Raw genomic sequence first — 17,720 nt, forward strand, 5'->3', positions numbered from 1 at the left:
GTGATGTCCGGATGAAGGCGCCGAGCATACGGTTTCGCCAGGCCTTCGAGCGCAGTATCCGCCGCGCCCCTTAACCCCGACCCAGTAAAGCGTGATGCGACGCACAATGCATTCAAGTAGGCATTCTGGTTACGTGGAGGCGTCCGGCCTGCCGGACACTTTGGTCCACCCCCGGGGATTTTTGAATGAAAATCAGTCTCATGTCCGCGGTCGCGGGCAGCGTCGTTCTCGCCGGCGCGATCGCCTCCGTCACCGCGGCGCCGCCGCACGAAAAGAACAACCCGCTGCGCATCGGCTTGATGGCCGTCGCCGATCAGGACGGAAACTTCGACGGCCAGGTCGAAGTCACCGTCACCAATACCAGCCGCCACACCGCCCGCGTGCCCAAATGGCAACTGCCCTCGAATCTCGCCGAATCCAAGCTGTTCACCATCAGCCGCGACGGCGTGGCGGTGGCTTATAACGGCCCGATGATCAAGCGCGGCCTGCCCGATGCGGCCGACTTCGCGATCCTGCGCGCGGGCGAAACCCTGCGCAGCGTGGTCGATCTGTCGCAGGCCTACGATTTCTCGCGCAGCGGCCGGTACGTGGTCAACCTGGAGTCGCCGCTGCAGTTCGCGTCGCTGTCGGACGGCAAGCTGTTGCGCCACGACAACGGCCTGCCGCTGGTCGCCAAGAGCGCTCCGCTGAGCCTGTGGGTCAACGGCAAGGGCGAGAGCAGCGCCAAGGGCAAGCCGGGCGGCGGCGGCAGCGTCGTCGATGGCGTGTCCTACAAGAGCTGCGACGCGACCCAGATCGACACCATCGGCAGCGCCATCGCCGCAGCGCGCGGGTATTCGGAGAACGCCAAGAGCTACCTCGGCGCCGGCACCGTCGGCCCGCGCTACACCACCTGGTTCGGCGCCTACACCTCGCAGCGCTACGGCACCGCGAGCCAGCACTTCGTCGCCATCGACGCCGCCATGGACCAGAGCAACGGCGCGATCACCGTCAACTGCGGCTGCAACCAGAAGTACTACGCCTACGTCTATCCGAACCAGCCTTACGAGATCTACGTCTGCCGCGCGTTCTGGAGCGCATCGCTGACCGGCACCGACTCCAAGGCCGGCACCCTGATCCACGAGATGAGCCACTTCGATGCCGTCGCCGGTACCGACGATCATGTCTACGGGCAGGCCGGCGCGAAGAGTCTGGCGATCAGCAACCCGACCAACGCGCTCGACAACGCCGACAGCCACGAGTACTTCGCCGAAAACACGCCGGCGCAGAATTGAGTTTTAGCGCGGCAACGAGAAGGCCCCGGTTTCCTGGGGCCTTCGGTTATCGCTCGACAGACGCCTGAATCAGAAACCGGCGGCGTTGAGGCGCCCGCCGCTCACCGTCTTGCCGCTCAGCGACGGCGTCGCGATCGCCGAACTCATGATCGCACTCTTGATGTCGGCCGCGGTCGCGCCCGGATGCGAGGACGCATACAAGGCCGCCGCACCGGTCACATGCGGCGTCGCCATCGAGGTGCCGTTGTAACTCGCATAGCTCGGCACGACGCTGCCCTTCGAGGACACCGGTACGGTCGACCAGATGCCGTAGCCCGGCGCGCCGATATCGATGGTGGTCGAGCCGTAGCTGTAGATCTGGGTGCCGTTCGAGCGCAGCGCCGTCACCGACAGCACGTTCGGGTTCGGATACTCGGCCGGGTAGCAGTCGGAGGTCTCGCAGTTGACGCCGGCGTTGCCGGCCGCGACCACGAACAGGATACCGGCGGTATTGGCGCGGCCGATCGCGTCCTGCAGCGCCTGCGAGAACGGCCCGCCGCCCCAGGAGTTGTTGGTCGCGACGATGTTCAGACCGTGGCGCGCCTTGAGGTCGTTGAAGTAGTCGACCGCCTTGATCGCGTTGGCGGTGGTGCCGCCGCGGCGGCCGAGGAACTTGCCGCTGATCAGCTTGACGCCGCTCCAGCACACGCCGGCCACGCCCTGGCCGTTGCCGCCGGTGCCGGCGATGGTGCCGGCCACGTGGGTGCCGTGGTCGTCGCCGGCGCCGTCGAAGACCTGGTTGTCGTTGCCGTCGAAGTCCCAGCCGCGCACATCGTCGATATAGCCGTTGCCGTCGTTGTCGACGCCGTCGACCGGATCGTAGGGATTGGTCCAGACGTTGGCGGCGAGATCCGGATGCGAATACATATAGCCTTCGTCGATGACGCCGACGACGACGTTGCTGCAATCGGTATGGCCGCCGGCCCAGGCGACAGCGGCCTGCGAACCGTATGCGTTCGCCGGGCTCGTGCCGGAGCCGTACATGCCCCACAGCGAACCGTTGGTGTAATAGGTATCGTTCGAGCTGGCCTGGTGTACGTACTGCCAGTTCGGTTCGGCGTATTCGACGCTCGGGTTCTTGCCGAGTTCGTACAGGGTCGCCGCCAGGTCGCGTCCGGCCGGCACCCGCATCAGGGCCAGCTCGCCGCGCGTGGAATTGCCGCCGCGCAGGATCTCGAGCTTTTGCAGCCCGAATGCCTGACGGGCCGAAATCCGTTGCGCGGCCGTGCTGCCGTCGCGGTACTTCACCAGCAGCTCTCCCGGCTGATGCGCACGACCGGCCTTCAGCCCGGCCAGGACCAGGTCCGGCCTGCCGCCGGCGACGGCGGAAGAGGCGCCGAGCGCAGACAGCACCGCGCCGCACAGCAAAGCGATACGAAACGAGGATTCCATTGGCTGCCCCTTCAGTGTTGGCTTCAGCTATTGGCTGGCGACCGCGGGGTCGCCAAACGAATGTATGTGCCAAATCGGTCACGCACATGCTGCATTGCAGCAAACACTGAATTGACTGAATCCGGGCGCGAATTCGCTAGGGATGGCGCCCTGGGCGGGTCGCGGCCGCGATGCGGCCGGTCTGGAATCTGGAGCCTGGAATCAGGCGTCCTTGCGCGGGCGCGATGCCGCGGCCTTGGCCCTCACCGGCACCGCCTCGGGCAACTGCGGGTCGGTATCGGTGCCGAGCGCGCGCAGCCTGACCGGGGTGAACTCGCCGTCGCCGAGCAGATCGAGGCTGGCCAGCGGATTGCGCAACAGCGCTTCGCGCTGCAGGAAAGTCTCGCTGCCGACCCTGGGCGGCCTGCGTTCGCTGCACAGGCGCAGGCTGATCTTGAGGATGCTGGTGCCGGAACGGCTCCAGGCACGGCCGGGGATGAGACGACTGACGATGGCGCTGTCGAGGCGAACGGTTACCGACGATTGGTCGATGGATTCGCATTTGCCAACGGCGATGTCGAACATAAGCTGCATGAAAACCTCAATGCGACACGAAAGTTAAAACACTGCTGAGCCTGGAATCGTCCAGCAGCCGGCGAAGGCGCGACTCGACGATGCGCAGATCCCCGAGCCTGGGCGAGGCGCGCAGGGAATAGATCGCGGTCTGCTTTCCCAGCAATAGACGATGGGTGCGGTGAACGCTGACATTGGTGGAACTGCAGGCTTCCATCCAGATGCGCCGCAACTGCAGCGGCCCGATGCTTTGGCCGTTACCCAGGGTGAAATAGAACCATTCGACGTTCTCTTGCATCGGCCTCTCCGGCACACGGCGAACGGCTTGCGTTGCGCCCGGCTGATTCCATCGCGAGCCGCTGCGGCGGTGACGGACTCCCAGTCCTGCACCGCCGGCTCCCTGGCTCGCACCTAAACGACGGCGAAGATTTGTCCGCCGCCCCGCTTGTTGTTGGATCGTTGATTCTTCGACCCGGCGCGCCGGCGTTGCGGCCGAGGCCGCAGCGAACAACGGATGCGGGATCCGCAAACGCTGGTCGTGCCGATCGTTCACTCCGGTCTCCAGCGACGCGATAAACGACCAAGACCGTGCACACGCCGGAAGCGGGAGTGCGAAGCTGATGCGGAAGGAAAGGAATCTTCTGCGCCTGAATGGCTGAATACGACATTGCGTCGTGGTGACGCGCCAGCCTGCGCCCCTAAGCGTTAGCCGTACGTGAACCGCACTACCCGTCGTCGCCGGGCTCGATGGGGTCCAAGGGCAGTCTGGCTCGGCGTAGGCGAACTCGACTCATCGCCCGGATGCACGCATCGGCTTGCTGCACGGACCTCTCAGCGGATCCTGGTTCCGTTGAAGTCCTCGGCGCGCCCTACCCGGCAGCGGTTGACGCTCCCCATTATCGTCCAGTAAAAGATACAAATGACTACTTTACTGGATGAATCGAGCCGCCAACTGGCCCGCCGGATACGCCTGGAGCGCGAAACCCGCGGCTGGTCGCTGTCCGAACTGGCCGCCCGCTCGGAGGTGTCGAAAGCCGCGATCAGCAAGATCGAACGCGGCGAAACCAGCCCGACCGCGGCCCTGCTGGTGCGATTGGCCGGCGCCTTCGACCTGACCCTGGCCGGGCTGCTGCTGCGCGCCGAGGGCGATGCCGGCCGGCTGTCGCGCGCCGACGCGCAACCGGTTTGGCGCGACCCGGACACCGGATACCGCCGCAAGCAGGTCTTCGTCCGTCCCGACCATCCGGTCGAGATCGTCGAGGTCGAGATGCCGCCCGGAAGGCGCGTGTCCCTGCCCGCCTCGTCTTATGCGCGCATACGCCAGGCCATCCGGGTGGTCGAAGGCGAACTCAGCATCGTCGAAGGCGGCGAGACCTATCGCCTGCAGGCCGGCGACTGCCTCGGCTTCGGCCCACCGTCGGACGTCGTGCTCGCCAACGAAACCCCGAAGCCCTGCACCTACCTCGTCGTCCTGGCCAGGAGCTGAGCCGCATGCCCGCCACCGAAACGTCCATCGCCGACCGGCACGCCATCGAGATCAGGCCGCTGTCGTCCTCGGCCGAAATCCACTCGATGCTGAGCGAACTGCTGATCGAGGTCGTCGCTCACGGCGGCTCGGTCGGCTTCATGCATCCGCTGCCGCCGGAGCAGGCGCAGGCGTTCTGGCGCAACGCGCTGGCGGCGGCCGATCTCGGCACGCGCATCGTGCTCGGCGCCTTCGATCGCGACCGGCTCGTCGGCACGGTGAGCCTGCTGCTCGACTGCCCGCCCAACCAACCGCACCGGGCCGAAATCGCCAAGCTGATGACGCGCCGCGGCCATCGCGGCCGCGGTGTGGCCTCGTCGCTGGTGCGCGCCGCCGAAACGCGGGCGCGCGAGCATCGGCGCAGCCTGCTCGTGCTCGACACCGCGGCCGACGAAGGCGCTTCGGCCCTGTACGAAAAACTGGGCTACGTCCGCGCCGGCGAAATCCCCGACTACGCCCTGAAGCCGCATGGCGGGCTGACCGGGACGATCATTTTCTGGAAAAGGGTTTGAGCCGAGCCGGCGCGGCCGCTTCGTTACCGAGTGTCCGCGTCGCGCGAGCGCGCCAAGCGCGATATCGCACGCGGTGCGTGAAAAAACCTGTGCGCGAGCGCAAATCCAAAGGTTTTCCCGAAACCGCGCGTTGGTGCCCGGAGCCGGAATCGAACCGGCACGGAGTTGCCCCCGGCAGATTTTAAGTCTGCTGCGTCTACCGATTTCGCCATCCGGGCAGGATGCGGTGACGGCGATAGCTTACGACAGCCGTGCGCGGCACGACACCAAGAGCGCCTTTCGCAGCGGCTTGGCTTGTCTCGGGCAATGCCGATGGGGGCGCACTCGTCTCTACCTGGGAATGGGACGGCAATGCGCTTGCGATCGTGTCGCGACGACTTGCCCCGCTCGATCATCCGATCCGAATACTCTGCCTGTCGAATCCGCCATGCCGTCGCGGCGAAACGGCTCACTGCGGATGTTCGCGATCGTCGATGCGCGCCGGTCCCGGGGCCGCCTAAGGGCAAACGCGGCGCGCTCGCCCGCGAAAGCGCCCGCATGGATCAAGCCGGCCTGGACTGCGCGCGGCGCAATCTCGAACCCAGACTGCGACGCCGCCGCGCGACCGTCCGGCTTCGGACGACTCGCGCGAACGCCGGACGCAAAAAAAACGACCAGGTCGCCCTGGTCGTTTTCGAATTGGAGGCCGAGGTCGGAATTGAACCGGCGTACGCGGATTTGCAGTCCGCTGCATAACCACTCTGCCACCCGGCCGGTGACTTGCCACAGCATACTGCCTGCGGCTGCGTCGGCTTGCAATCGCGGCAAGCCTTCACCTGAAAAAACAAAACCCCGCGGGCGGGGTTTTGTTTCTGAGGATGACTCCGTTACCGGAGGTCCTCTAATTTGGAGCGGGAAACGAGACTCGAACTCGCGACCCCGACCTTGGCAAGGTCGTGCTCTACCAACTGAGCTATTCCCGCTGAAGGAAGCGATATTTTAGGGATCGAAAGAAAAGTGTCAACTACTTTTTTTCGATGCCTGGAAGCGATTCAGTCCCCGATGCGTTCGTCGCCTGCCAAGGCTTCGTTCGCGCCGAACCGATGCGATCAGTTCGTGGGCTTGTTGGCGTCCTCGCGCATTATAGGCCATGCCGCGCGTAAATACGCTAGTCCCGACCACAAAGTCAGCAACGCCGCCGCGGCCAGCAACCATTCGCCGATGCCGAAGATCGGCAAGCCCCACACGCGCTCCTGATAAAGCAGGCAAACCAGCGCGACCATCTGCACGATGGTCTTGATCTTGCCGATCGAGGCCACTTTCACCGCGGCGCGCTGGCCGAGCTCGGCCATCCACTCGCGCAGCGCCGACACCGCGATTTCGCGGCCGACGATGACCGCCGCCCACAAGGTCATCCACACGGTCGGATGTTTCTGCACGATCAGCAGCAGCGCCACCGCGACCATCAGCTTGTCGGCCACCGGGTCCAGAAAGGCGCCGAACGCCGAGTACTGGTCGTAGCGGCGCGCGATCCAGCCGTCGAGCCAGTCGGTGATCGAGGCGAACGCGAAAATGAACGCGGCGGCGAAATTGGTCCACGGATAGTCCAGGAAAAACACCACCACCAGCACCGGGATCAGCACGATCCGGGCCAGAGTCAGCATGGTGGGTATGGTCAACTTCATCCTTCACTCCGCTTGGGATCGGGTGCCGCGGCCGCGGCCCCCTGCTTCTTGCCGCCCGCCGCCGCAGCGGCGACCTTGTTGCCAGCGCCCGTGCCCGCCGCCTCGGCGGGTGCGTCCAGCCCGTGCAAGGCGGCGTAGATGCGCTCGGCCAGGGCTTCGTTGACTCCCTCGACCCGGGCGATCTCCTCGACCCCGGCGGCCTTCAAGCCGCCCAGACCACCGAAATGCCGCAACAGATTAGCGCGCCGACGCGGCCCGATACCGGGAATGTCTTCCAGCCTACTGCTGTTGCGGGCCTTCTGGCGACGCCCCCGATGGCCGGTGATGGCGAAACGGTGCGCCTCGTCGCGAACCTGCTGGACCAACTGCAGGGCCGGCGATTCGGCGCCCGGGCGCACGGTCCGGCCGTCCGGGAGCAGCAATTCCTCCTCGCCGGGGCGCCGGGCAGGCCCCTTGGCCACGCCGACCAGGATCAGGCCCTCGACCCCGAGCTCGTCGAGCGCGGCGCGGGCCTGGGCCACCTGCCCGGCCCCGCCGTCGATCAGCAGGACGTCCGGGACCACCCCGTTTTCCTCGACCGCGCGCCGGAACCGGCGCGAAATCGCCTGGTTCATGGCCGCGTAGTCGTCGCCCTCGACGATGCCGGTGATGTTGTAGCGGCGGTACTGGCCACGCACCGGGCCTTCGGCATCGAACACCACGCACGAGGCGACGGTGGCCTCGCCCATGGTGTGGCTGATGTCGAAGCACTCGATCCGCGACGGCAGCGACGGCATCCCGAGCAGGTCGCGCAAAGCTTCGGCGCGGGCGAGCTGGGCGGCGTGGCTGGTGAGTTCGGTGCCGAGCGCGAGTTCGGCGTTGCGCCGGGCCATGTCGAGATAACCGGCGCGTTCGCCGCGCACGTTGCATTTGATCTGGACCCGGCGCTCGCCGGAACTCGACAGCGCGTGTTCGAGCAGCTCGCGCTCGGGCAGGTCGCGGTCGAGCACGATTTCGCGCGGCGGAGGCTGCTCGGCGTAGTACTGCGAGACGAACGCGGCCAGCACTTCCTCGGGGTTGTCGCTGCCGTTGGTCTTGGGAAAGAACGCGCGCGTACCGAGGTTGCGGCCGTCGCGGAACGCGAGCAGCAGTACGCAGGCCGATACGCCCTGCATCGCCACCGCGAGCACGTCGAGATCGGCGGCGCGGCCATCGACATACTGGCGCGCCTGCAGAGTGCGGATGCCGGTGATAAGATCGCGCAGGCGCGCGGCGTCCTCGAAATCCAGGCGCATGCTCGCCTCTTCCATGCTGCGGCCGAGCTCGTCGGTGAGCTCGTCACTGCGCCCGTCCAGCAACAGGCCGGCGCGGCGCACGCTCTCGGCGTAGTCGCGCGCCGGCACCAGGCCCACGCAGGGCGCGCTGCAGCGACCGATCTGGTGCTGCAGGCAGGGCCGCGAACGGTTGCGGAACACGCTGTCCTCGCAGCTGCGCAGGCGGAACAGCTTGTGCATCAGATTGAGCGTGTCGCGCACCGCGCCGACACTGGCATAGGGGCCGAAGTAACGCCCGGGGATCGCGCGCGGACCGCGGTGCATGGCGATGCGCGGCCAAGCCTCCTGGGTCATCAGGACGTAGGGATAGCTCTTGTCGTCGCGCAGCAGCACGTTGTAGCGCGGCTTGAGCGATTTGATCAGCTGGTTCTCGAGGATCAGCGCCTCGGCCTCGGTGCGGGTGACCGTGACCTCCATGCGCACGGTCTGGGCCAGCATCGACATGATGCGGGTCGACTTGGGCGTGGCGTTGAAATAGCTCGATACGCGGTTGCGCAGCGCCCCGGCCTTGCCGACGTAGAGCACGTTGTCGTCGGCGCCGATCATGCGGTACACGCCCGGCGCGGTGCTCAGATGCTTGACGAAGGCCTTGCCGTCGAACGCCGTGGATTGGGGGGCGGCCGTCACGAGAGCCTCGCTTGCGGGCGGGCGCGGGCGGATACGGCAACGCCGCGCGCGCCGGCACAGGCGCGGTGGGGGACGTTCGAACGGGCGGGCGCGGAGGCGGGCATCGGCGGATCGGGGAAAGCGGAGCGAAGGGCCGGTTTCTGGATTGGGTTGATTATGCGCGAGCGCAAGGGCCGGAACCGGGCTCTGGGACCGAATGCCCCGGCCCGAACCCGACATCGGACTGAATGCCTCGCGAATCGTCGAATGCGGCCGCTCGGCGCTCGCCGCGGCAAGGCAACGACGGCATTCGGCAAGGCGCGGCCAGGGGCGACGGCCGCCCTGCGCCTGCCGCGAGCGCGATCAGCGCAAGCGCAGCTCTTCGCGCAGGCGCGCGATCGCGCCGTCGGCGGCACGGTCGAGCAACTGGAACACGTGCTCGAACTGGGCCGGCCCGCCGGTGTAGGGATCGGGCACTTCCCCCTCGATTTCCAGGCCGCACCAATCGAGCAGCAGCGCGCTGCGGGCCTTGGCGCCGCGCGGCGCGCGGGCGCGGACATCGCGCAGGTTGGCGCGATCGGCGCACAGCAGCCAGTCGAAGTCGCGGTAGTCGGATGCGGCGAGTTGGCGCGCGCGCAGGCCGGAAATATCGATGCCGTGTCCGGCGGCGTTGGCGATCGAACGCCGGTCCGGCGGCTCGCCGACGTGCCAGTCGCCGGTGCCGGCCGAATCGAGCTCGACCCGCCCGGCCACCGACGAGGCGGCGATGCGCGCGCGCAGCACGCCCTCGGCGACCGGCGAGCGGCAGATGTTGCCGAGACAGACGATCAGCAGGCGCATGCTCAGCCGCCCTCGCCCGCCGCGCCCGCCCGGTTGCCGGCCAGGTGCGTTTCGGCGCGGGCGAGGTCTTCGGGAGTGTCGACGCCGGGCGGGAACGGCTCCGGAGTGATGCCGACTGCGATGCGGTAGCCGGCTTCGAGCGCGCGCAGTTGCTCGAGCGACTCGATCTGTTCGAGCCGGCCCGGGCGCAGCTTGGCGAACTTGCGCAGGAAACCGGCGCGGTAGCCGTAGATGCCGATGTGACGCAGCCATTCGCCGCCGCCGGGCATGCGCTCGCGGTCGACGGCGAAGGCGTCGCGCGGCCACGGAATCGGCGCCCTGCTGAAATACAGCGCATCGCCGTTGCCGGCGCGCACCAGCTTGACCGCGTTCGGATCGAACAGCACCGCGACCTCGTCGATCGGCGCGGCCAGGGTCGACATCTCGGCGCCGCTGTCGCGCAGCGCGGTCGCGGTGGCGAGGATGCCCGAGGCCGGCGCGAAGGGTTCGTCGCCCTGCAGGTTGACGATCACGGTGTCGTCGCGCCACCCGGCGATGTCGGCGCACTCGGCCAGGCGGTCGGTGCCCGAGGCGTGTGCGGTCGAGGTCATCGCCACCTGCACGCCGCTGTCCTTCAACGCCTGGGCGATGCGCTCGTCGTCGGCCGCGACCCAGACCTCGCGCGCGCCGGCCGCGAGGGCGCGGCGGGCGACGTGCAGCACCAGCGGTTCGCCGGCCAGTTCGCGCAGCGGCTTGCCCGGCAGGCGCGAGGCGGCGTAACGGGCGGGAATGGCGACGACGAAATCCTGGCTCATGTACGCTCCAACGGTCGCGGCAGGCCGCGAGAGATTCGATGTGCCGCGCGTGCGGCGCGGGGCGAGTTTATGTCAGGCCGGCCCAGCTCGGGCCAGCCTAGCTCGGGCCAGCTTGGGGCGGGCCAGCTTAGGTCGGCTTGGGGCCGGCCGGCTTAGGTCGGGCCGCTCACGCCAGGCCGACACGGCGCCTTGGCCTCAGCGCGCGGCGCGCGCCGGCAGTTTGTCGAGCAGCGAGACCCAGAACGCTTCCGGCAATTCGGCGCGGACCGGCACGCTGTAGTGCAGGTCCGAGGCGAACGCGCCCTCGCCCGCCAACGGAATCTTGACCGCGTCTTTTTCGGTCATCAGCACCGGCAGGCGGCTGCCGAACTCGAAATCGGCGGCGCTATAGCGATGATGATCGGCGAAGGCGTGCGGCACGATGGCGATGCCGAGGCTGCGCAGCATGGCGAAGTAGCGCTCGGGATCGCCGATGCCGGCGACCGCGTGCACGCGCTGGCCCACGAAGGCGTCGAGTCTTAGCGGCCGGCCGCCGAGCAGCGGCAGCGCCTGGTCGGCGACCAAGCGCATCGGCCATTCGCCGAAGCCGGTGGTCGCCGCGGCGCAGTCGCCGCTGAGGTTGGGCATGTTGACCACGCGGAAGTCGCATTCGGCGCCGCGTTCGGGCGGCTCGCGCAACGGCCCCGCCGGCAGCAACTGGCCGTTGCCGTAGCGACGGCGGCCGTCGACGACTTCGATCTCGATGTCGCGGGCGAGCCGGTAATGCTGCAGCCCGTCGTCGCAGATCACGATGTCGCAACCGGTCTCGGCCAGGGCTTTCGCCGCGGCGGCGCGGTCGCGGTCGGCGCGCAGCTTGGCGCCGGTGCGGCGCGCGATCAGCACCGGCTCGTCGCCGCCCACGCGCGGATCGGTGTCGCGCTCGACCCACAGCGGCGTGGCGATATCGTCGCGGCCGTAACCGCGGCTGGCGACGCCCGGGTTCCAGCCTTCCTGCTTCAGGCGCTGGACCAGGGCGATCGTCAGCGGCGTCTTGCCGGCGCCGCCGGCGGTGATGTTGCCGACCACGATCACCGGTACGCCGGGGTGGCGGCGGCGCTTGAGGCCTTTGCGGTACAGGGTGCGGCGCAGGTCGGTGACCGCGCCGTACAGGCCCGAGAGCAGGCGCGCATGCGCGGGCACCGGGACATCGCCGTACCAATACGCCGGCACGTGCGGCTGCCGATCCGAGGCGCCGCTCATTCGGCTTCCCGGAACTGCATGCGGTGCAGATGCGCGTACAGACCGCCCTGGGCGAGCAATTCGCTGTGGCTGCCGCGCTCGACGATGCGGCCCTGGTCGAGCACCAGCACCTGATCGGCGTGTTCGATCGTCGACAAGCGATGGGCGATGACCAGGGTGGTGCGATCCGGCATCAACCGTTCGAGCGCGTCCTGGACCAGGCGTTCGGATTCGGTGTCGAGCGCGGCGGTGGCTTCGTCGAGGATCAGGATCGGTGCGTCCTTGAGCATTGCGCGCGCGATCGCCAGGCGCTGGCGCTGGCCGCCGGAGAGCTTGCCGCCCTTGGCGCCGATCGGCGTGTTCATGCCTTCCGGCAGGCGCTCGATGAATTCGCTCGCATTGGCGCCGCCGACCGCGCGCTGCAGCGCTTCGGCCTCGCTGTCCTGCAATTCGCCGTAGGCGACATTGGCTGCGACCGTGCCGTCGAACAGCATCACCTGCTGGCCGACGAGCGCGATCTGGCGGCGCAGGTCGGCCAGGCGGTAGTCCTGCACGGGATGGCCGTCGAGCAGGATCTGCCCGGCCTCCGGGTCGTAGAAGCGCGGGATCAGCTTGATCAGGGTCGACTTGCCGCTGCCGGAGCGGCCGACGATAGCGGTGACGGTGCCGGGACGCGCGACGAAACTGATGTCCGACAGCGCCGGACGGTCCTGCCCCGGATAACGCGCAGTGACCTCGCGGAACTCGACCAGGCCCTGGCTGCGCGCGAGTTCGCGGGTGCCTTCGTCGAGCTCGTCGGCGGCGTCGAGCACGTCGAACAAGCGCTCGGCCGAGGCCAGGCCGCGCTGCAGCATGTTCTGCACGTTGGTCAGCTGACGCAGCGCCGGGATCATCGCCATCATCGACATCATCAGGGCGACGAAACCGCCGGCGCTCAGGCGCCCGGCGAAGGCTTCGTGGCTGGCGACCAGCAGCAACAAGGCCAGACCGATCGAGCCCATCAGCTGAACCATGGCCGAGGCGATGCTGCGGGTGGACTCGACCTTGAGGCTGAGGCGCAGGTAGTCGTCGGCGATGGCGCCGTAGCGGGTCAGCTCGCTCGGCTGCGCACCGTAGACCTTCACTTCCTGCTGGTTCGACAGCGCCTGGTCGGCGGCCAACAGCAGCTGCGCACCGCTTTCCTGGATCTTGTGGCTGATGCGGCGATAACGGCGGCCGACCTTGTCCATGACCCAGGCCAGCGGCGGCGCCATCACCGCGACCGCGATGGTGACCTGCCAGCTGGTCCAGATCATCACCCCGAGCAAGGCGAGCGCCTGCAGCGACTGCTGGACCATGACCTTGAGCGCGTCGACCGCGGCCTGCGCGACCTGGTCGCTGTCGGAGCCGAGCCGCACCAGCATCGACGGCACCGGTTCGGTGTCGAAGCGCGAACCCGGCAGGCGCAGGTATTTGCCGAGCACCTTCACGCGCAGATCGCGGGCGACCCCGCGACCGGACTTGGCCATGTAGTAGTCGGTGAGATAACCGGCCACGCCGCGCAGCACGAACAAGGCGACGATCGCCGCCGGCAGCCAGACCGCCAACGCCGAATTCTTGGCGATGAAAGTCTGGTTGATGATCGGTTCCATGATCTTGGTGAAACCGGCGCCGGCGCCGGCTTCGATCACCATGCCGAGCGCGGCGATCCAGAGCAGTCCGCGGTAGGGACGCGAGAATTCGAGCAACCGGCGGTAGGTCTGCCAGGGCGATGCGGCGGCTGTCACCGCACCGTCCCCGCGGCGGACTGCGCGCCTGGTTGCGGCGGCGCGGTCGCGCTCATGATCCGGCGGAACCCGAGCTGGCCGAGCGCGTCGTAGACGGTGACCACGGCCTGGTACGGGGTGCGCGCGTCGGCGCGCAGCATCACGGCGCGGTCGCGGTCGCTGCCGGCGACTTCCGCTATCGTGGTCTTGAGCGATTCCAGATCGTCGCGCAGCACCTCGCGGTCGCCGACGAAATAGCGCCCTTCGGCGTTGACCAGCACGATCAGCGCCTTGCTGGCATCGCCCGAGGGCTCGCCGGTGGCGCGCGGCAGTTCGAGCTTGAGCACCGAGCGCGCGTCGAAGGTAGCGGTGACGACGAAGAAGATGATCAGGATCAGGATCACGTCGATCAACGGCACCAGGTTGATCTCGGGCTCGTCGTCTACGCGATGGTCGCGGATGCGCATGCGTCGGCGCCTCAGCCGGCCTGGCCGGCCAGGCGCACCGGCGCGCGGGCCTCATGCTGGCGCGACTCGGGCGTGCCCGGGGTCAGCACGTCGACCAGCGCGATCGCCTCGTGCTCCATCGCCACGATGTATTCGGCGATGCGGCCGCGGAACCAGCGGTGCGCCATCAGCGCCGGAATCGCCACGATCATGCCGGTCGCGGTGCAGATCAACGCCTTGCCGATGCCGCCGGCGAGTTGGTTGACGTCGCCGATACCGTGGTCGTTGATGACCATGAACATCTGGATCATGCCGACCACGGTGCCGAACAGCCCGAGCAAAGGGCCGGCCGCGGAAATGGTGCCGAGCGTGTTCAGGTAACGCTCCATGCGGTGCACGAGGTGGCGGCCGACGTCCTCGATGCGCTCGCGGATGTCCTCGCGCGGACGATGGCGAACGTCGAGCGCGGCGGCCAGCAGCTCGCCGAGCGGCGCGGTCGCGCGCAGCGACTCGATGTGGGCCGGGTCGAGCTTGCCGGTCGCGGCCCAGGCGCGTACTTCCTGGCCGAGCTGCGGCGGCAGCACCGCCCTGCGGCGCAGGGTCCAGAGGCGTTCGATGATGATCGCCAGCGCCACCGCCGACAGGATCAACAAGGGAATCATCGGCCAACCGCCGGCCTTGACCAGTTCCAGCACTCGCGAACCTCCGGCCCGTGGCCGACATCAATCTGGCCGATAGGATAGCCCAGCGCCCGCATGCCGGGTCGCATCCCACAGGCGCGGGTGTGTCTGGCGTCGCGTTTCCACGGCGGTGCCTCCGGCACGCAGCCCCACCCGCAGGGCGCCATCGGCGGCGGTATCGCGAGTGGCGGCGCCGGCGCGCCGCCAGCGCTCCAGCACGTCCGCGCGCGGGTGGCCGAAGCGGTTGCCGTGGCCGCTGGAGACCAGAGCGTGGCGGGCGCCGGTCGCGGCGACGAAGCCCGGGTCGGAGGAACCGCCGCTGCCGTGGTGGGCGACCAGCACCACCTCGGCGCGCAGCCGGTCCTGCGCCGAGGCCCCGGCGCGCCGGACCAGGTCGCGCTCGACCACTTCGCCGATGTCGCCTGTCAACAGCGCGGTGCCGTGGCGGCTTTCTACCCGCAGCACGCAGCTCGATTCGTTGCCCAGGTACGGGAAATGAGCCGGCGGGTGCAGGAAGCGCAAGCGCACGCCGTCCCACCGCCACTCGCGCCCGGCCTCGCAGGCACGAGTGCGGATGCCACGCATCGCCTCGCCGCCGACCTCGGGCGGCGCCGACACCTCCGGTGCCGGAAACGACCGCAGCACGCTGGCCAGGCCGCCGGCGTGGTCGTTGTCGCCGTGACTGGCGACGACGCGGTCGAGGCGGCGCACGCCGAGCGCATGCAGGGCCGGCACCACCGCGCGCTCGCCGGCGTCGAATCCGTCGCGCACCGCAGGCCCGGCGTCGTACAACAGGTTGTGGTGCGCGGTGCGCACCAGCACCGACAAACCCTGCCCCACGTCGATGACGATCAGCTCGGCCTCGCCCGGCGCGGGCAGGCGGCGGTCCGGCCACAACATAGGCAACCACAGCAGCAAGGCCAGGGCCTTGCCCGGTACGCCGCGCGGCAGCAGCAACCAGAACGCGCCGAGCATCGCCAAGGGCAAGGCGAACCAGGCCGGTTCCGGCAACCACCACAGCGCCAGGCCACTGTCGGCCAGCGACTCGAACAACGGCCAACTGAGCTCGAAACCGGCCGCGGCCCAGCGCCAGGCGAATTCGCCGGCGCCGGCATGGATCGCTTCCAGCCCGGTACCGAGCAAGGCCAGGGGCACCACCACCAGGCTCCACCACGGCACCGCGATCAGGTTGGCGAACGGCCCGGCCAGGGAGGCCTGGCCGAACAGCAGCACGCACACCGGCAGCAAACCCAGGCTCGCCACGCCCTGGGCGCCCAGGAACCCGCGCAACCGGTCGCGCCAGCCGGTCGCCGCCATCGAATCGGGCAGGCACCACAGCAACCAGGCCACACCGAGAAAACTCAGCCAGAACCCGGCGCCGAGCACGGCCAGCGGATCGGACACGGCCATCGCGATCGCCGCCATCGCCAAGGCATCGAAGGCATGGAACGGCCGCCGCGACATCCGCAGCGCCGCGACCAGGGCGATCATCAGCCAGGTGCGCACGGTCGGCAGGGCGAAACCGACCGCCGCCGCATAGGCCAGACCGCCGAGCATCGCCGCGAGCGCCGCCGCAACCACCCCCGGGCAGCGCCGCCCCAGCGCGGGAAACACTCGCCAAAGCCGGCCCGCGAACAAGGCGAAAAAACCCGCGACCAGGCCGACGTGGAAGCCCGAGATCGCGATCAGGTGAGTCAGGCCGTTGGCGCGCAGCACGCTCCAGTCGCGTTCGTCCAGGCCGCGGGTATCGCCGAGCGCCAGCGCGCGCACGAAACGCGAGGCCGGGGATCGCACCGCGACGGCGATGCGGTCGGACAGTGATTCGCGCCATGCATCGAGCCCGCTCGCCTCGGCCAACCGCCGCGCACGCTGCGGCTCGCGCAGATAACCGCTCGCGGCCAGACGCTGCATCAAGGCGTATTTCTCGGCGTCCGGACCGCCCGGATTGCGCAGCCCGCGCGGCGCCCGCACCCGCGCCTGGAAGCGCCAGCGCTGACCGGCGCGCAGCACCCGGCGCGGTTCGAGTTCATCGTCGTACCAAGCCAGCCGCACCAAACGGCCGCGCAAGGGTCCGGGCTGGTCAGCATCGTCGTCGACCCGGAACAGGAAACGGCTGCGGCGCGGTTCGTGCTGCGGCAGGTCGACGATCCGCCCGCTGAGCGCGACCTCGCGTTTTTCCCAGGCCGGCGGCAGCTGCAGGCTCAGCGCATGAACCGCATGCAGGCTGGCGAGCGCGAAACCCAGCGCCGTCGCGGCGAGCCAGCGCCAGCGCGGCCGCCGCCACCAGGCGATGCCGGCGACGATCAGGATCGGTAACGAAATTCCCCACGGGCACGCCTGTGGCAAGGCCAGTCCGGCACCGATGCCGGTCAGCAATGCGCAGGCGACGAGTTTTCCGAAGGGCGGCGTCCTTGCCGCGTCGTGCATGTCTACACCTCGGCGGCGTCCAGTTGCCGCAGTTTGCCTTCGTGCAATTCCAGCACGCGGTCCAGGCGCCGCGCGAGGCGGCGGTCGTGGGTCACCAGCACCAGGCTGGTGCCCTGGTCGCGGTTGAGCGCGAGCATCAGCTCGAACACCACCGCGGCGGTTTTTTCGTCGAGGTTGCCGGTCGGCTCGTCGCCGAGCACGCAGGCCGGGCGATTGACCAGGGCGCGCGCGACCGCGGCGCGTTGGCGCTCGCCGCCGGACAGCTCGCCGGGCTTGTGATCGAGACGATGGCCCAGGCCGACCGATTCCAGCAGCGCCCTCGCCCGCTCGGAGGCTTGTTTGGTGGTGGCCGAACGGCTGCGGCCGTCGAGCAGCACCGGCAGCATAACGTTCTCCAGCGCGGTGAACTCGGGCAGCAGATGATGGAATTGGTAGACGAAGCCCAGCGCCTGATTGCGCAGCAGGCCGCGCGCGCGGTCCGACAGGGAGCTCATCCGTTCGCCGGCGACATACACCTCGCCCGCGGTCGGCGTGTCGAGGCCGCCGAGCAGATGCAGCAAGGTGCTCTTGCCGGCGCCGGACGCGCCGAGAATGGCGACCGTCTCGCCCTTGCGCACCGCCAGCTCCAGGCCCTGGAACACCGGCGTGTGCAGCTTGCCTTCCGAGTAAGTCATCGCCAGGCCGTCGCAGCGC

15 protein-coding genes, 3 tRNA genes and 1 pseudogene are annotated in these 17,720 nt (G+C 68.7%); 3 read left to right on the forward strand and 16 right to left on the reverse strand.

Annotation, left to right across the window (positions count from 1 at the left end; all coding sequences use genetic code 11):
• Positions 1-185: 185 nt before the first annotated feature.
• Positions 186-1,274: a M35 family metalloendopeptidase gene (locus AC6CH2_RS04525; RefSeq protein WP_498268105.1), complete on the forward strand. Its 1,089-nt coding sequence runs from the start codon at positions 186-188 to the stop codon at positions 1,272-1,274.
• Between the two features lie 69 nt (positions 1,275-1,343).
• Here AC6CH2_RS04525 and AC6CH2_RS04530 read toward each other — a convergent pair whose 3' ends face one another.
• The 3 genes from AC6CH2_RS04530 to AC6CH2_RS04540 form a co-directional block, all read right to left on the reverse strand.
• Positions 1,344-2,705: a S8 family peptidase gene (locus AC6CH2_RS04530; RefSeq protein WP_498268106.1), complete on the reverse strand. Its 1,362-nt coding sequence runs from the start codon at positions 2,703-2,705 to the stop codon at positions 1,344-1,346.
• 201 nt (positions 2,706-2,906) lie between these two features.
• Positions 2,907-3,278, reverse strand: coding sequence for a hypothetical protein (locus AC6CH2_RS04535; protein ID WP_498268107.1), 372 nt, complete (start codon positions 3,276-3,278; stop codon positions 2,907-2,909).
• A 7-nt stretch (positions 3,279-3,285) separates the two neighbouring features.
• Positions 3,286-3,810 (reverse strand): hypothetical protein, encoded by a 525-nt coding sequence (locus AC6CH2_RS04540; RefSeq protein WP_498268108.1) that lies wholly within the window; start codon positions 3,808-3,810, stop codon positions 3,286-3,288.
• A 366-nt stretch (positions 3,811-4,176) separates the two neighbouring features.
• Here AC6CH2_RS04540 and AC6CH2_RS04545 point away from each other — a divergent pair, with 366 nt between their 5' ends.
• Both AC6CH2_RS04545 and AC6CH2_RS04550 read left to right on the forward strand, forming a co-directional pair.
• A complete protein-coding gene (locus AC6CH2_RS04545) occupies positions 4,177-4,743 on the forward strand; it encodes a helix-turn-helix domain-containing protein (protein WP_498268109.1) in 567 nt (188 codons plus the stop codon).
• A 5-nt stretch (positions 4,744-4,748) separates the two neighbouring features.
• Positions 4,749-5,294: a GNAT family N-acetyltransferase gene (locus AC6CH2_RS04550; RefSeq protein WP_498268110.1), complete on the forward strand. Its 546-nt coding sequence runs from the start codon at positions 4,749-4,751 to the stop codon at positions 5,292-5,294.
• A gap of 131 nt (positions 5,295-5,425) precedes the next feature.
• Here the strand turns inward: AC6CH2_RS04550 and AC6CH2_RS04555 are convergent.
• From AC6CH2_RS04555 to lolD, 13 genes and pseudogenes are all read right to left on the reverse strand, one after another.
• A tRNA-Leu gene (locus AC6CH2_RS04555) sits at positions 5,426-5,512 on the reverse strand.
• A 461-nt stretch (positions 5,513-5,973) separates the two neighbouring features.
• Positions 5,974-6,047, reverse strand: a tRNA-Cys gene (locus AC6CH2_RS04560).
• Between the two features lie 133 nt (positions 6,048-6,180).
• A tRNA-Gly gene (locus AC6CH2_RS04565) sits at positions 6,181-6,256 on the reverse strand.
• Between the two features lie 126 nt (positions 6,257-6,382).
• Positions 6,383-6,958, reverse strand: coding sequence for a CDP-diacylglycerol--glycerol-3-phosphate 3-phosphatidyltransferase (gene pgsA / locus AC6CH2_RS04570; protein WP_031371443.1), 576 nt, complete (start codon positions 6,956-6,958; stop codon positions 6,383-6,385).
• A gap of 92 nt (positions 6,959-7,050) precedes the next feature.
• A pseudogene (gene uvrC, locus AC6CH2_RS04575) lies at positions 7,051-8,898 on the reverse strand (excinuclease ABC subunit UvrC); the annotation flags it as partial.
• A 342-nt stretch (positions 8,899-9,240) separates the two neighbouring features.
• A complete protein-coding gene (locus AC6CH2_RS04580; protein WP_498268111.1) occupies positions 9,241-9,717 on the reverse strand; it encodes a low molecular weight protein-tyrosine-phosphatase in 477 nt (158 codons plus the stop codon).
• Between the two features lie 2 nt (positions 9,718-9,719).
• Positions 9,720-10,511, reverse strand: coding sequence for a 3-deoxy-manno-octulosonate cytidylyltransferase (gene kdsB, locus AC6CH2_RS04585; protein WP_498268112.1), 792 nt, complete (start codon positions 10,509-10,511; stop codon positions 9,720-9,722).
• Positions 10,512-10,706: 195 nt separating this feature from the next.
• Positions 10,707-11,750: a tetraacyldisaccharide 4'-kinase gene (gene lpxK, locus AC6CH2_RS04590; protein WP_498268113.1), complete on the reverse strand. Its 1,044-nt coding sequence runs from the start codon at positions 11,748-11,750 to the stop codon at positions 10,707-10,709.
• Positions 11,747-13,495 (reverse strand): lipid A export permease/ATP-binding protein MsbA, encoded by a 1,749-nt coding sequence (gene msbA, locus AC6CH2_RS04595; protein WP_498268114.1) that lies wholly within the window; start codon positions 13,493-13,495, stop codon positions 11,747-11,749. The genes lpxK and msbA overlap by 4 nt, the downstream gene beginning before the upstream one ends.
• Positions 13,492-13,941 carry an ExbD/TolR family protein gene (locus AC6CH2_RS04600; protein ID WP_498268115.1) on the reverse strand — a complete coding sequence of 150 codons (450 nt, stop codon included), beginning with the start codon at positions 13,939-13,941 and terminating at the stop codon, positions 13,492-13,494. Before AC6CH2_RS04600 ends, msbA begins: the two co-directional genes overlap by 4 nt.
• Before the next feature lie 11 nt (positions 13,942-13,952).
• Complete coding sequence (locus AC6CH2_RS04605; protein WP_435395590.1) at positions 13,953-14,615, reverse strand: MotA/TolQ/ExbB proton channel family protein; 663 nt, start codon at positions 14,613-14,615, stop codon at positions 13,953-13,955.
• 27 nt (positions 14,616-14,642) lie between these two features.
• Positions 14,643-17,027, reverse strand: a complete 2,385-nt coding sequence (locus AC6CH2_RS04610; protein WP_498268116.1) for a DNA internalization-related competence protein ComEC/Rec2 — start codon at positions 17,025-17,027, stop codon at positions 14,643-14,645.
• 2 nt (positions 17,028-17,029) lie between these two features.
• Complete coding sequence (gene lolD / locus AC6CH2_RS04615) at positions 17,030-17,701, reverse strand: lipoprotein-releasing ABC transporter ATP-binding protein LolD (protein ID WP_498268214.1); 672 nt, start codon at positions 17,699-17,701, stop codon at positions 17,030-17,032.
• Positions 17,702-17,720 lie beyond the last annotated feature (19 nt).

The organism is Lysobacter sp. GQ73, assembly GCF_059758755.1.